Source organism: Streptomyces sp. NPDC030222, from assembly GCF_055573115.1.
Window position 1 is genome coordinate 63609 of the sequence record NZ_JBVICA010000032.1, and the last position, 14091, is coordinate 77699.

At 71.3% G+C, this 14091-nt stretch carries 10 protein-coding genes and 1 pseudogene; 6 read left to right on the forward strand and 5 right to left on the reverse strand.

The window, feature by feature from the left end; genetic code table 11:
* Positions 1-67: 67 nt before the first annotated feature.
* Positions 68-628 carry a TetR/AcrR family transcriptional regulator gene (locus ACZ4Z5_RS31650; RefSeq protein ID WP_468269414.1) on the forward strand — a complete coding sequence of 187 codons (561 nt, stop codon included), beginning with the start codon at positions 68-70 and terminating at the stop codon, positions 626-628.
* 249 nt (positions 629-877) lie between these two features.
* On the opposite strand, the pseudogene ACZ4Z5_RS31655 reads toward ACZ4Z5_RS31650, so the two are convergent.
* A pseudogene (locus ACZ4Z5_RS31655) lies at positions 878-1116 on the reverse strand (nuclear transport factor 2 family protein); the annotation flags it as partial.
* Positions 1117-1386: 270 nt separating this feature from the next.
* On the opposite strand from ACZ4Z5_RS31655, the gene ACZ4Z5_RS31660 reads away from it, so the two are divergent.
* Entirely contained in the window at positions 1387-3459 is a 2073-nt protein-coding gene (locus ACZ4Z5_RS31660) for a galactose-binding domain-containing protein (RefSeq protein WP_468269416.1), read from the forward strand.
* 90 nt (positions 3460-3549) lie between these two features.
* Here the strand turns inward: ACZ4Z5_RS31660 and ACZ4Z5_RS31665 are convergent, their stop codons facing one another.
* The 3 genes from ACZ4Z5_RS31665 to ACZ4Z5_RS31675 all read right to left on the reverse strand — a co-directional run bounded on the left by ACZ4Z5_RS31665 (position 3550) and on the right by ACZ4Z5_RS31675 (position 6196).
* Positions 3550-3864 carry a P-loop NTPase family protein gene (locus tag ACZ4Z5_RS31665; RefSeq protein WP_468269438.1) on the reverse strand — a complete coding sequence of 105 codons (315 nt, stop codon included), beginning with the start codon at positions 3862-3864 and terminating at the stop codon, positions 3550-3552.
* A 77-nt stretch (positions 3865-3941) separates the two neighbouring features.
* Positions 3942-5330 (reverse strand): vWA domain-containing protein, encoded by a 1389-nt coding sequence (locus ACZ4Z5_RS31670; RefSeq protein ID WP_468269418.1) that lies wholly within the window; start codon positions 5328-5330, stop codon positions 3942-3944.
* Entirely contained in the window at positions 5327-6196 is an 870-nt protein-coding gene (locus tag ACZ4Z5_RS31675; RefSeq protein WP_468269420.1) for an AAA family ATPase, read from the reverse strand. Before ACZ4Z5_RS31675 ends, ACZ4Z5_RS31670 begins: the two co-directional genes overlap by 4 nt.
* Positions 6197-7008: 812 nt before the next feature.
* On the opposite strand from ACZ4Z5_RS31675, the gene ACZ4Z5_RS31680 reads away from it, so the two are divergent.
* Positions 7009-8124: a mechanosensitive ion channel family protein gene (locus ACZ4Z5_RS31680; RefSeq protein ID WP_468269422.1), complete on the forward strand. Its 1116-nt coding sequence runs from the start codon at positions 7009-7011 to the stop codon at positions 8122-8124.
* On the opposite strand, the gene ACZ4Z5_RS31685 is transcribed toward ACZ4Z5_RS31680, so the two are convergent.
* Complete coding sequence (locus tag ACZ4Z5_RS31685; protein ID WP_468269424.1) at positions 8094-10940, reverse strand: helix-turn-helix transcriptional regulator; 2847 nt, start codon at positions 10938-10940, stop codon at positions 8094-8096. The two genes, ACZ4Z5_RS31680 and ACZ4Z5_RS31685, sit on opposite strands and share 31 nt — an antisense overlap.
* A gap of 382 nt (positions 10941-11322) precedes the next feature.
* Between ACZ4Z5_RS31685 and ACZ4Z5_RS31690 the strand changes: the two genes are divergently transcribed.
* From ACZ4Z5_RS31690 to ACZ4Z5_RS31700, 3 genes are all read left to right on the forward strand, one after another.
* Entirely contained in the window at positions 11323-11874 is a 552-nt protein-coding gene (locus ACZ4Z5_RS31690; protein WP_468269426.1) for a hypothetical protein, read from the forward strand.
* Between the two features lie 52 nt (positions 11875-11926).
* Positions 11927-12301, forward strand: a complete 375-nt coding sequence (locus tag ACZ4Z5_RS31695; RefSeq protein WP_468269428.1) for a DUF485 domain-containing protein — start codon at positions 11927-11929, stop codon at positions 12299-12301.
* Between the two features lie 62 nt (positions 12302-12363).
* On the forward strand, positions 12364-13938 hold the full coding sequence (locus ACZ4Z5_RS31700) for a solute symporter family protein (protein ID WP_468269436.1): 1575 nt from the start codon (positions 12364-12366) through the stop codon (positions 13936-13938).
* The last annotated feature ends 153 nt before the right edge of the window (positions 13939-14091 follow it).

Sequence of the window (14091 nt, forward strand, 5' to 3'; positions counted from 1 at the left end):
TGCCTGAGTCGATCGCCTAAGGCGTTCGTCTGGTGCAAACGTGCAGATCGTTGCTAGGGTCTGTGCCATGGGGAATCGGGAGAAGCTGCTGGAGGCCGCCAGGCAGTGCCTCTTCGCGAAGGGCTACGAGCGCACGACGGTCCGCGACCTAGCCTCCGCGGCGGGCGTCAGCATGGCGGCGATCGGCTATCACTTCGGCTCGAAGGAGGCGCTGCTCAACCGGGCGCTCTTCGAGGCACTCGACTCGGGAGACCAGGTCTTCGGACCGTCAGCGGGCGACACCGACCTCGGCGCACTATGGCGCCGGCTGATCGAGGCGTTCTCGGTCAACAAGACCTTCTGGACCGCCAATCTGGAGACCGTCCTGCGCGCGCAGCGCGATCCGGAACTGCGTGAGCAGGTGGCCGCCGGGCTGCGGCAGGGGCGCAGCGGCATGGCGCGAGAGGTCACCGGAACCGCAGAGACCGAGCTCTCCGAGGAGACGATTCGCACCATCGGCTCGGTGCAGCTCGCCCTCGTCGGCGGCCTGATGATGCAGCACCTCACCGACCCCGACTCCGCGCCCACCGCCGACGAGGTGCTGGCGGGCTTGCGGGCGCTGGCCGCCTACCTGCCCGAGAAGGCGTGAGGCTCAGGCCCTGGACGGAAGGCAACAGGCCCACCACGGCGCCGCCCACCATACCCACGGTGGACAGTTGCTCGACTGGCGAATTCGCCTTCAGAATCCCGTCGATCAGCGGCTTGAGGGAGCGGTTCGTGGGGTGGGGATCCCGAGGTCGAGGGTGGGGCGTTGGGCTCGACGGTGGGTGTCGTCGCGCTTGGCGCGGACGAGTTTGAGGGTCAGGTCGAGCCCTTCGATCTCTCCGGCCCAGCCCTCGCGCCCGGACAGGCGGTCCGCCGGCCGGGAACCGAAGTACGCACGCAGGGGTTCCCGGCCTTCGATCCGTCGCCCGTCATACGGCCATTCCCAGATGCCGTCGGGGGTGAAGAGCTCGCAGACCGTACTCGGATCGCCCAGGTCGAGCCGGCGCACGAGTTCCAGGACCAGGCGCTCGCAGGCACGCTCCGCGAGCGGATTCGCTCCACGGCGTCGAGATCATCAGCAGTCGTGGCCACTTCCTGCCATCGCCGGCGGCGCGCCCACGAACCGCTTTCGACGCCGGGCGTAGGGACAGGCGGGGCCGACAGCCGGTCCAGCAGGGCGAGTTCGAATTCCGACGGGTCGTCAGATGACGCCCTCCCAGCTATTGACTCCGGGTCTCACAATCGTAATCCTCGTCGCACCGATTACGCGTGCCATGACAATCCACCCCCCGCCCGGGGCGGTCGAGCCCCGGACAACCCGGCCGGCCCGACCGCCCCGTCCGCTGACCGAGGACATCGCTGATGACCGTGACCCGACACAAGCACCGCAAACGCAGGCCCATGGCCTTCCTGTCGTTGTTCCTGACCGTAATGGCCATGGTCCTCGGCACGGCCCCGAGCTCCTCGGCCGACTCCGCCGAGTCCGGCTGGTGGGTGCCGTCCGGGCGTCCTTCGCCGGACTCCGGGATCAACGTCACGGGCGAGCCCTTCAAGGGGACCGACGCCAAGGGGCAGGTGCGGGGCTTCGTCGACGCGCACAACCACCTGATGTCCAACGAGGCCTTCGGCGGCCGGCTCATCTGCGGCAAGACCTTCTCCGAGCAGGGCATCGCCGATGCGCTCAAGGACTGCCCCGAGCACTACCCCGACGGCTCGCTCGCGATCTTCGACTTCATCACCAAGGGCGGGGACGGCAAGCACGATCCCAACGGCTGGCCGACGTTCAAGGACTGGCCCGCCCATGACTCCCTGACACACCAGCAGAACTACTACGCCTGGGTCGAGCGCGCCTGGCGCGGTGGTCAGCGTGTGCTGGTCAACGACCTCGTGACCAACGGCGTGATCTGCTCGGTGTACTTCTTCAAGGACCGCAGCTGCGACGAGATGACGTCCATCCGCCTGCAGGCACGGAAGACGTACGAGCTCCAGGACTACGTCGACCGGATGTACGGCGGCCCGGGCAAGGGCTGGTTCCGGATCGTCACCGACAGCGCGCAGGCCCGCGAGGTGATCGAGCAGGGCAAGCTCGCCGTCGTCCTGGGCGTCGAGACCTCCGAGCCGCTCGGCTGCAAGCAGATCCTGGACATCGCCCAGTGCAGCAAGGACGACATCGACCGTGGCCTCGACGAGCTGCACAAACTGGGCGTGCGCAGCATGTTCCTGTGCCACAAGTTCGACAACGCCCTGTGCGGGGTCCGCTTCGACTCGGGTTCGCTCGGGAAGGCCATCAACGTCGGCCAGTTCCTGTCGACCGGCACCTTCTGGAAGACGGAGAAGTGCACCGGCCCGCAGCACGACAACCCCATCGGGCTCACCTCGGCGCCCCACGCGGAGAAGGAACTCCCGGCGGGCGTGAAGGTCCCCTCGTACGCGGCTGACGCGCAGTGCAACACCCGCGGCCTCACGGCGCTCGGCGAGTACGCGGTGCGCGGCATGATGAAACGCAAGATGATGGTCGAGATCGACCATATGAGCGTCAAGGCCGCGGGCCGGGTCCTCGACATCCTCGAGTCCGAGTCGTACCCCGGTGTGATCTCGTCGCACGGCTGGATGGACTCCAACTGGACGGAGCGCGTCTACCGGCTCGGCGGTTTCATCACCCAGTACATGAGCGGCGCCGAGGGGTTCAGCGCGGAGGCGAAGCGCACCAAGGCCCTGCGCGAGAAGTACGGCGTCGGGTACGGGTACGGCACCGACATGAACGGCGTCGGCGGCTGGCCCGGCCCGCGCGGAGCGGACACCCCCAACCCGGTGCGGTACCCCTTCCGCAGCGCCGACGGCAGTGCCGTCATCGACCGGCAGACCACCGGCCAACGCACCTGGGACATCAACACCGACGGCGCCTCGCACTACGGACTGGTCCCGGACTGGGTGGAGGACGTCCGGATCGTCGGCGGCCAGGAGGTCGTGGACGACCTCATGCGGGGCGCCGAGTCCTACCTCAGGACGTGGGGGGCGTCCGAGAACCACAAGGCCGGGGTGAACCTCGCCACGGGCTCGTCCGCTTCCGCCAGCTCCTCGGAGTGGAACCCGTTCGTCAGCTACGCTCCCGGCAGGGCTGTGGACGGCAAGGCGCGCACCCGCTGGGCCAGCCACTGGAACAACGACCAGTGGTTCCGGATCGACCTCGGAGCCCCGAGCCTCGTCAAGCGCGTCACTCTCGACTGGGAACGGGCCTACGGCAAGGCATACCGCATCGAGGTCTCCTCCGACGGCACGAACTGGCAGTCCGTATGGTCGACGACCGCAGGCGACGGAGGCCTGGATACCGCACGGTTCGCCGGGACATCGGCCCGCTACGTCCGCGTCCACGGTCTGGAACGCGGCACCAAGTGGGGTTACTCCCTGCATGAGGTGGGCGTCTACAGCAGCTGACGGCACCGGTGGGTGCCACGAGGCCGGGGCCGGCCGGATCGACGAACCGATCCGGCCGGCCCCGCCGTTGTGAGAGCGGTGCCGGTCACGTCATGCGGCGGCCCGGACGGACGGCTCGGCATCCGTCCGGAGCGTGAGGACCAGTTCACCGTCCTTGATGCCGGCGACGACGGTGTCGCCCGGGTTGAGCGTGGCGTCCAGCAGCATGTTCGACAGACGGTTGTCGAGCGCCTTGGCCAGTTCGGTCTTGCCGACACCGGTGGGTCCGAGGAAGAGGAAGCTGCCGGTGGGCCGGTCGGGGTCCCCATGCCGGCGCGGCCGCTGCGCACGGCCTGCGAGACGGCGGTGACCGCCTCCTCCTGACCCACCACCCGTTCGTGCACCGGGCGCCGGCCGGGATGACAACGCCGGCCGGACGGGTTGTCGTCCCGGCGGCTGCCGGACAACGTGGTAGCGGTGGTGCCACCTGCCGGAACCGCCGCTCACACCGGGAGCAGCCGGGCGATCAGCGCGCCGAGCTGCCGGGCGTTGCGACAGGGGTGCATCTCGACGAGGGCCGCGTAGTCGAGCGCGGCGGAGTCACCCGTCCCCCACAGGGACTTCTGTTCGGGGTTGAGCCAGTGGACCCGGCGCGCCCGGGCGGCGATGTGCTCGAGGGCGGCGAGGTTCGGATCGCTCATGTTCGTCCGGGCGTCGCCGAGGACGAAGACGGCGGTACGCGGGCCGACGGCGTCGCCGTAGCGCTCGACGAACTCGCCGAGGGCGGTGCCGTAGTCACTGCGGTCGTGCCATCCGGTGACCGCGGCCTCGGCGAGGATGCGCCCGGCCAGTCCCGCCGGATCGGCCGAGCCGCGGCCGATGAGCCCGGTCACCTCGTCGATGCGGTTGACGAAACCGAACACGCGGACCTTGGAGAACTGGTCGTGCAGCGCCTGGACCAGCAGCATCGTGAAGCCGGAGAAACCGGATACCGAACCGGACACGTCGCAGAGCAGCACCAGCTCCGGCCGGGCGGGGCGGGGCCGCCGCAGGACCGGCCGCAGAGGCACGCCGCCGGTCGACAGCGAACGGCGCAGGGTCCGCCGCAGATCGATCCGTCCGCGCGCGGCACGGCGACGGCGGACCGCCAGACGGGTGGCCAGTTTGCGTGCCAGGGGATGGACCGTCCTGCGGAGTTCTTCCAGTTGGGCGCGGCCGACGAGCAGGAAGTCGACGGTGTCGGCGGTTCCGGCGACCGCCCGGCGCGCGATCACGTCCGTGCCGCGTCGCTCCGCCACCCGTCGGCGCGCCTCGGTGCGTACGAGCTCGCGGAACGCCTCGATGCGGCGGCGGATCTCGTCGTCCACGAGCCGGTCGGTGAACTCCGGCCCGTCGCCCTCGCCCGCGCCGTCACGCAGCATCGCCCGCACCCGTGCCAGAAGGGTCTCGGGTCGCAGTCTGGCCAGGGTCTGGTACGAGGACCAGCCGTCCGAGGCCGGGGAGGAGCCGTAGCCGCCGAGGCCGTCGACGGCCTCCCCCGCCAGCTGCGCGAGCCCGGCCCGGTCGTCGGCGGCCAGCGCGGCGGCCAGGCGGTCCCGCAGCGCGGCCGGGTCGGTGTGCTCCTCCCGGGACCCGCGGGTGCCTTCGGGTGCGCCGACGCCGAGCGGGAAGTACAGGTCGAAGACCTGGTCGAAGACGGTCCGTTGCCCGTCGTGGTGGAGCAGGGTGGCGGCGAGGCCCTCGCGTACCCGTTCGCGGTCGGCCAGCCCCAGTGCCTCCAGCGCGTGCCCGGCGTCGACGGTCTCACCGGGGCCGATGCCCAGCCCGTGCGCGCGCAGCGCCTGGACGAGGCCGGTCAGCCGGTCCGCGACACCGGTCGCGGAGGCGCTCACACGGGGTCCAACTCGAGCCTGGCCGCCGCCTTCACGACGTCGTCCTGGTGTTTGAGGACGACCCCGAGGCTGTCGCGCACGATCCGCTCGTCCAGGGTGTCGGCGCCGAGGGCCAGCAGCGTGCGGGCCCAGTCGATGGTCTCCGCGACCGAGGGCACCTTCCGCAGGTCCATGCCTCGGAGGGCGCCGACCAGCCGCACCAGGGACGCGGCGAGGGTCTCGTCGAGGCCGGGAACCTTCATCCGTACGATGCGGAGCTCCAGTTCCGCGTCCGGGAATCCCAGGTGGAGGAAGAGACAGCGGCGACGCAGGGCCTCGGACAGCTCCCGGGTCGCGTTCGAGGTGAGCACCACGAAGGGCCTGCGGGTGGCGGTGATCGTGCCCAGTTCCGGCACCGTCACCTGGAAGTCGCTCAGCACTTCGAGGAGCAGCCCCTCGACCTCGACATCGGCTTTGTCGGTCTCGTCGACGAGCAGTACGGCCGGGTCGTCGGAGCGGATCGCGGTCAGGAGGGGCCGCGGGAGCAGGAACTCCTCGCTGAAGACGTCGGTGCGGGTCTCGTCCCAGCTCTCGTCGCGGCCCGCGGTGATGCGCAACAGCTGCTTGGCGTGGTTCCACTCGTAGAGGGCGCGGGACTCGTCGACGCCCTCGTAGCACTGGAGCCGGATCAGGCGCGCGTCGGCGACCCGGGCGACGGCCTTCGCCAGTTCCGTCTTGCCGACGCCCGCGGGGCCTTCCACGAGCAGCGGCTTGCCCAGACGGTCGGCGAGGAAGACGGTCGTGGCCACGGCGGGCGACGCCAGATAGCCGGTCCCGGCGAGGCGCGCGGCGACGTCGTCCACCGAGGTGAAGTACCCGGTCGTCATGCGGTGGTCTCCTCGTGGCTCTTCGGGCGGCGATGGTGACGCAAGGGTGACAGGCGTACTCGATCAGTTCCGCGAACCCGTCCACAACCCGGACGGCGGGTTTGCGTCGAAGGTCACGTCCTCCTGCGGGACCGGCCGTGCCGGTCGGCCACGACGGCTCCAGGTGCAGGCACGCGGACCGGCAGGACTTCCACGCACAGGCGCGCCCAACATGGCCCGTTCGACGCGCGGCCGTGCCCGGCATGACGCTTCCCTGCGCGACCGCACCCGGCCGCCCGGCTGCCGGGCCGGTGCCGCGGCGTGGTCGGGGACCGCCCGGCCGGTGTGAGTCCGGCGCGGCCCGGTCGACCGCCAGGCCTCCTCGGTGTGCACGGCGGACGGTTCCCCCGGGTGTACGTCACAGACGCGCGCGTGGTGCCGCAGGAGTCCTGACGGCGGCCGACGCGGCTCCGGCGGCAGGGCTCGAGGCCGGACACCGGGCCCCGAGGTGGCCGATGATGCCGTCGGCGCTCCGAGTCACCGAATGGCAGTGGGAGCTGCCCGAGCATCAGATTCGTGCGCTGGTACCCGGCGACCGCAGCCCGAGCACCGCGGGGGAGCGCGGCAGTCGGGGCGACCGGCCCCGACCGCACCCCTGGCGGCCAGGTGCGGCAGGATGACTGCTCGCGCCGGCCGGGATTCCACGCGTCCGGCGCGGCTGCACAGCCCACTCCGGAAACACAGCAGGTGGCAAGCAAGGTGACGACACATCGCATCCGGTCCACAGCGGCGGCCGCCGCTCACCCCGTTCCGCACCCGAAGGGGGGAACACGGTGAACCGGGACCTCACTCTGCACGACCTGGTGGTCTCCGGGATCGCGCTCGCCGCGGGCATCGCCGCGGCCCTGCTGCTGCGGGTGGTCATGAAGTGGCTGGGCGTACGGGCCGGCAGGACCCGCTGGAGCGGCGACGACATCATCGTGGACGGTCTGCGCACCCTGGCGCCCTGGGCAGCGCTCGTCGGCGGCGCAGCGGTCGCGGCCTCGGCGCTGCCGCTGACCACCAGGGTCTCGCGCAACGTCACCATGACCCTGACGGCGGTGCTCATCATGGCCGCGACGCTCACCACCGCGCGGATCATCGCCGGGCTGGTGCAGGCCGTCGCGCAGTCCAAGTCCGGTGTCGCCGGGTCGGCGACCATCTTCGTGAACATCACGCGCGTCGTGGTGCTCGCGATGGGCTTCCTCGTCGTCCTGGAGACACTGGGCGTGTCCATCGCGCCGTTGCTCACCGCGCTTGGCGTGGGCGGACTCGCGGTCGCCCTGGCCCTGCAGGACACACTCGCCAACCTCTTCGCCGGCATCCACATCCTCGCCTCCCGCACGGTGCAGCCCGGTGACTACATCAGGCTCAGCAGCGGCGAGGAGGGGTACGTCGTCGACATCAACTGGCGCAACACCGTGGTGCGCAACCTCTCCAACAACCTGGTGATCATCCCGAACACCAAGCTCTCCGGCACCAATATGACCAACTTCCACCGGCCGGAGCAGGAGATGACGCTCAGCGTCCAGGTGGGGGTCGGCTACGACAGCGACCTGGAGCACGTCGAGCGGATCACCACCGAGGTCGTGGAGAGCGTCATGGCGGACGTGGACGGCGGTGTGCCGGAGCACGAGGCGCTGATCCGATTCCACACCTTCGGGGACTCCAGGATCGGCTTCACGGTGATCCTGGGGGTCGGCGAGTTCAGCGACCAGTACCGGATCAAGCACGAGTTCATCAAGCGACTGCACCGGCGCTACCGCGACGAGGGCATCAGCATCCCCGCTCCGGCCCGGACCGTCACGTTCCCCCAGGGCGAACACTCGATCCCGCTGCCCCACCAGCGCTCCGGCACCGGGCAGGACGCCGCGGGGGCTCAGCGGCCCAGCGCCTCCGCCAGTTCCTGACGGCCCTTGATGCCGAGCTTGCCGTAGACGTGCGTGAGGTGGATCTCCACGGTCCGCAGTCCGACGAACAGGTGCTCGGCGATCTCCCGGTTGGTCATCCCTCCGGCCGCCAGAGCGGCCACCCTGCGTTCGGTCGGGGTGAGCGCGTCCACGCCGTGGAACGTGCGGGTGCGGGGCCGGTCGCCGAGGGCGCGCAGCTCGCGCAGCGCGCGCTCGGCGACCACCGAGGCGCTGCACTCGCGGGCGAGGCTGACGGCTTCCTGGAGGTCGGCGCGGCCTTCCGGTACCCGGCCGCAGCGCACGGCGGCGACCCCGCGGTCCGCCAGCGCCTGGGCGTACCGGAAGCGGGCGGGCGAGGCGTCCAGGACGCGTACGGCCTCGTCGAGCTTCTGCAGCCCGTCCGCTCCTCCGGTGACCAGTCCCAGGGCGCGGAGCGCGACGCCGGTCATCTCGGGTACCCCCCAGCGCCGGGCCAGTGCCACCTCCTCCCGGGCGAGCCGGACCGCCTCCTCGTGCTGCCCGAGCCGGGCATGGATCTGCGCGGCCTCCGAGCGCCAGGGGTAGAAACCGGGGCCGGGCATGTTGCGTGCCGCGGTGCGGGCACCGCACAGCAGGAAGTCGGCCAGGGCGTCCTCCAGCCGTCCCTGTTCGATGCGCAGCCAGCCCCTGGCGACCAGGGGGTAGTCGTTGGTCCAGTACGGGTGGAGGTTTCCGTCCATGCCGCTCCGCTCGAGGAGCGACTGCGCCTCGTCGGTGCGGCCCTGCCGGGTCAGCGCCTCGACGAGGGTGGCGGCGGCGAAGACCGTATGGCTGGCGCCGAGCGGCACCCCGACCTCCAGCAGTGCCTCCAGGGCGGCTTCGGCGTCGGCCTGGCACTCCAGGGTGCGGCCCAACCGGGAGTTGGCGTTGCCCCTGGTGCTGATGGCGTGCGAGTACTGGAAGACCGCGCCGCGGGCCCGTGCCTCGTCGATGGCCACCTCGGCGTACTCGTGTGCCAGATCGGGCCGGCCGGCGGCACCCAGGGCGAGGACCGCGCAGTGGTAGACGACCGATTCGTCGTCCGTCGGTGACATGCCGTTGCTCAGCGCGATCCGGGCCAGCCGCACGACCTCGTCCGAACCCTCCCCCACCATCGCCCCGCGCAGGCTGAGCAACGCGGCCAGGGGGCGTTCGACCGCGACGCCCTGCGCATCCGTCAGGGTCAGTTCCATCAGCCGCGGGTGGGCCCGCACGGCGGACTCGATCTCGATCAGGCTGACGAAGAGGAAGTCGATCTCCAGCCGGAGTGCGTAGCCGGGATCGACCGGGCGGAGGGCGGCGCTCGTGCGTTCCAGCACGTCCAGGGCGTCGAGGTAGCGGTCGACGGCGAAGAGCGCCCCGGCCAGCCGGCGGGCCGCGGAGGTCCGGTCGGCGGGCTCCCGGCTGAGTTCCAGGCTGCGGCGCAGTCCTTCGACGGCGTCCGGCACGCTGGACTCCAGCTCGGCTTCTCCGAGTCGGGAGAGCACCGCGGCCCGCTCCTGCTCCGCCAGCGGTTCGCGCAGGGCGCGCCGCAGATAACGGGCAGCCCGGTCGCGGGCCCCGGCGTCGGCCGCCTCCGCCGCGGCACGGCGCAGCACGTCGGACGCGGACGGCTGGCCGGGGGCGCAGTGCAGGAGGTGGTGGGCCGTGCGCTCCGGCGATGCGGCGCGGCCGAGCAGGAAGCGGGCGGCGCGGGCGTGGATCTCCTGGCGCGCGCTGGGCGGTACGGACGTCGCGACGGCAGCGGAAAGCAGGGAGGCCGTGGTGCCGACGCCTTCCTCGCTCCGGCGGAGGAGCCCGGCGCGTACGAGGGCGTGGACGGCGTCCTCGGCCGCCGGCTGGGGCACTGCGGCGACCTCGGCGACGAGCTCCACCGGCTGGGCGGAGCCGAGGACCGCGATCGTGCGGGCCACGGCCTCGCCGTGGGTTCCGGTGCTGCGGATCACCGAGCGGACCGTGGGCGCGAGTTCGGGCACCAGCACGGCGAACGCGTCGGACATGACCTGTTCTCCGAGCGGTGTCCCCGGCGGGGCGTCCGGCACCGCGGCGGCGAGCACGCCGAGTAGGGAGCGGAGCAGGAAGTGGTTGCCGCCGGTGGCCTTCCGGCAGGCTTCGACGAGTTCCGGGCCGGCCGGCCGGCCGGGGATCCGTCCGAGCAAGGTGCGTATGACGTCGGGGCCGAGCGCAGTGAGGCCCACCTGGTGGCCGAAGAGCGGCAGGACTGCGCCGAGCGTGTTCTCGTCGGGTGCCTCGCCGGGGCCGATGGTGGCGATGACGTCCGGCTGGGTGCCGCCCGCACGGCGCATCAGGCGCCGGAGCTCGAGCAGTGACCCGGTGTCCGCCCACTGGAGGTCGTCCACGCAGAGCAGCGGCCGGCCGCCCTGGGCGGCCGGTCCGGCGACCAGGGCGTCGAGGCTCCGGTGCAGTCCGCCGTCCCCCGCCGGTCCGGCAGGGGCGCCGGTGGCGGAGCCGGTCCGGGCCGATTCGTCGAACTGGCGCAGTACGGCAAGGTCGGTCCGGCTCTCGGCCGGGTCGGCCCAGGCGGTGAGCACGGCCCGGCCGTCGGCCCGTGCCTCGTCGATCAGGGCACGGAGCACGGAGGTCTTGCCGCTGCCGTGGCCGCCTCGCACCAGAACGAACGTTTGGTCACCGTCCGTCATGTTGCGGGGCCCGGAGGGGGTCTCCGGAGCCCTGTCGCGGCCGATTCCGAAGAGGACGCGAAGGTCGGCCAGTTCGGTTTCCCGGCCGATCGGATCGGGCACGAGTGCGGGGGGCCCGACGGTCGCACCGGGGTTCACAGCTCATCCGCCGCGGTGGCTCGGACGGACGAATGTGCAGCGTGCGGCACGTTTATCGCTCTTCCCCTCGGGTCTCTCCGGCGGCTGGACGCAGCGTTCGATTCTTCCACCGGGGCCCGAGTGGACCTACCGAAAGACCCCGCATACCCGCCGAAAGATCTAGACCTTACGGTGCGTAACGCTGGCCAGAAGCCGACGCCCGCTGGTGAGATCGATTCCGACAGCCGCGGTGAACAGCCGCGTCCCGCCCCACGGGCTCACGGACGCACCGGCCTTCACCGCCACGGCTGGTCCCGGCCCCGGGCATCCGTCACACGGCCGCCCGGGAGGTCCACCGGAAGGGACCGAGGGGACCGCCGAACTTCGCAAAACGGGGAGCAGCATGACCACTCAGTCGCCCGCACGGGCCGAGAAGCCGGCGCCACCATCCGGCACGGACGCCGGGGAAGCGTCCGACGCCGCGTCGACGCCGGAGGCACCGGCCGAGGGGCCGGCCGGCCCGACCACACCGGCCTGTCCTCCGGCTGCCACGACCACACCGGCCGCACCGTTCCGGCATCCGGCCGCCGCCATCGCACCGCCCCCGTATCCGGCCGGCGCGACCGCGCCGGTGCCGGCCCAGGCACCCTGGACGCAGGCGCCCGTATGGTCCAGGGCACCGTGGCCGCAGGCGTCCTGGGCGCACGGCGTGCCCGTGTGCCACGCCCGGCACGACAAGAGCGGCGCCATCATCGTGGTCCTCTCCTGCGCGCTGCTCCTCAGTCTCTGTGCCCTGTACGTCTCGGCCACCGGCTACCCGGCGGGCGTCGTGTCCCCGAGCGCCGGGACGGGGCAGGAATGCCGGCCGACGCGGGTGCCGCCCGTGCTGCCCCCCGACGACTCCCGGCAGCCGCTCACCGTGGGGGACCAGGTCGTGGCCCTCCTCCGCGGCTGATCGCCGGCCGCCCGTCCACCTTCCCGACCCCGCACAGTACGCACGGAGTTCCATGTCCAGCCCGACCGAAGCGCCCGAGACATCACCGTTCGCGGAGATACGCGAGACCGAGACCTTCGCCGAACTGCGCACCGGTTTCCGGCGGTTCGCCTTCTCGATGACCGGGGCGTTCCTGCTCTTCTACGTCTCCTACGTCCTGCTGTGCACCTACGCACCGGACCTGGTGACCACCAGGCTCGTCGGCAACGTGAACGTCGCCCTGGTGCTGGGCCTGGCGCAGTTCGCCTCCACGTTCCTGATCGCCTGGCTCTACACGCGGTACGCGAAGTCCCGGCTCGACCCGCTGGCCGACTCGCTGCGCTTCGCCGCATCCCTCCACACCGACTCCCCCACCGTCGTGCTCGCCCCCGCGCGAGGTGACGTGTGAACGGCACCGGAGTCCTCGCGGCCGGAAACCTCGCCGCGTCCAGCGCCTCGCAGAACCGCACCATGACGATCGCCCTGTTCCTCCTCTTCGTCGCCGTCACCCTGGGCATCACGGTGTGGGCCGGCCGGAAGAACAAGGACGCCACCGACTTCTACGCCGGCGGACGGTCGTTCAGCGGTTTCCAGAACGGTCTCGCCATCTCCGGCGACTACATGTCGGCGGCCTCCTTCCTCGGCATCACCGGCTCCATCGCGCTCTTCGGCTACGACGGCTTCCTCTACTCGGTGGGATTCCTGGTCGCCTGGCTGGTGGCACTGCTGCTCGTCGCCGAACCCCTGCGCAACAGCGGCCGGTTCACGATGGCGGACATCCTCGCCTTCCGGATGCGGCAGCGTCCGGTCCGTACCGCCGCCGGGGTCTCCACGATCGTGGTCTCCATCGTCTATCTGCTGGCGCAGATGGTGGGTGCGGGTTCGCTGGTCGCGCTGCTGCTCGGGGTCTCCGGCGACGACGCCAAGAAGTGGATCATCCTGGGCGTGGGGGCGCTGATGATCCTCTACGTCACCATCGGCGGGATGAAGGGCACCACCTGGGTGCAGATCATCAAGGCGGGCCTGCTCATGGCCGGTGCGGTGCTGCTGACCGTCCTGGTGATGAACCGCTTCGGCTGGAACCTCTCCTCGCTGCTCGGTTCGGCTGCCGACGCGAGCGGCAAGGGCGGCGCGTTCCTCGAACCGGGGCTGAAGTACGGCCTCAGTTCCCTCACCCGGCTCGACTTCGTCAGCCTGGGCCTGGCCCTCGTCCTCGGCACCGCCGGACTGCCCCACATCCTGGTCCGCTTCTACACCGTCCCGACCGCCCGCGCCGCGCGGACCTCGGTGAACTGGGCCATCGCGGTCATCGGCGCCTTCTACCTGATGACCATCGCGCTGGGCTTCGGCGCCGCGGCACTGATCGGCCCGGACGCGATCAAGGCGTCCAACCCCGCCGGTACGACGGCCGCGCTGATGCTCGCCGGGGAACTCGGCGGCGGCCCTGCGTCCACGACCGGGGCACTGCTGCTCGCCGTCATCTCGGCCGTCGCGTTCGCCACCATCCTCGCCGTGGTGGCCGGTCTGACCCTGGCCTCCTCGGCGTCCTTCGCCCATGACCTGTACGCCCACGTCATCCGCAAGGGCAAGGCCACGGAGCAGCAGGAGGTCCGGGTGGCCCGCTGGTCGGCGGTGGCGATCGGAGCGGTCGCCGTGACCCTGAGCATGTTCGCGGACAAGCTCAACACGGCGGCGCTGGTGGCACTGGCCTTCGCGATCGCGGCCTCGGCCAATGTGCCGACGATCGTCTACAGCCTCTTCTGGAAGCGTTTCACCACCGTGGGCGCGCTGAGCAGCATCTACGGCGGACTCGCGTCCTCGGTGCTGCTGGTGCTCTTCTCCCCCGTGGTCTCCGGCAAGCCGACCTCCATGTTCCCGGGCGTGGACTTCCACCTCGTCCCCCTGGAGAACCCCGGCCTGATCTCGATTCCCCTCGGTTTCCTGCTCGGCTGGCTCGGCACCCTGCTGTCCCGGCCCGAGGAGCGCGGCGAGGAGAAGCACGCCGAGCTGGAGGTCCGCTCGCTGACGGGCATCGGCGCCAACTGATCAGGCGCGGCCGCTCCCGATCAATCGTCACATCGCAACACCCTGAGGAGTATCAAGTTGAGCAACCAGAGCCTGGCCAATCTGCTGAGGGAAGAGCGGCGGTTCGCTCCGCCGACGGAGCTGGCCGCGGGCGCGAACGTCACGGCAGCGGCC

What these genes read in the sequence shown, in the direction of transcription:
- ACZ4Z5_RS31700 (WP_468269436.1), top strand. Translation starts at nt 12,364, where the DNA reads ATGACGATCGCCCTGTTCCTCCTCTTCGTCGCCGTCACCCTGGGCATC.
- ACZ4Z5_RS31675 (WP_468269420.1), bottom strand. Translation starts at nt 6,196, where the DNA reads ATGACGACCGGGTACTTCACCTCGGTGGACGACGTCGCCGCGCGCCTC.
- ACZ4Z5_RS31695 (WP_468269428.1), top strand. Translation starts at nt 11,927, where the DNA reads ATGTCCAGCCCGACCGAAGCGCCCGAGACATCACCGTTCGCGGAGATA.
- ACZ4Z5_RS31690 (WP_468269426.1), top strand. Translation starts at nt 11,323, where the DNA reads ATGACCACTCAGTCGCCCGCACGGGCCGAGAAGCCGGCGCCACCATCC.
- ACZ4Z5_RS31650 (WP_468269414.1), top strand. Translation starts at nt 68, where the DNA reads ATGGGGAATCGGGAGAAGCTGCTGGAGGCCGCCAGGCAGTGCCTCTTC.
- ACZ4Z5_RS31660 (WP_468269416.1), top strand. Translation starts at nt 1,387, where the DNA reads ATGACCGTGACCCGACACAAGCACCGCAAACGCAGGCCCATGGCCTTC.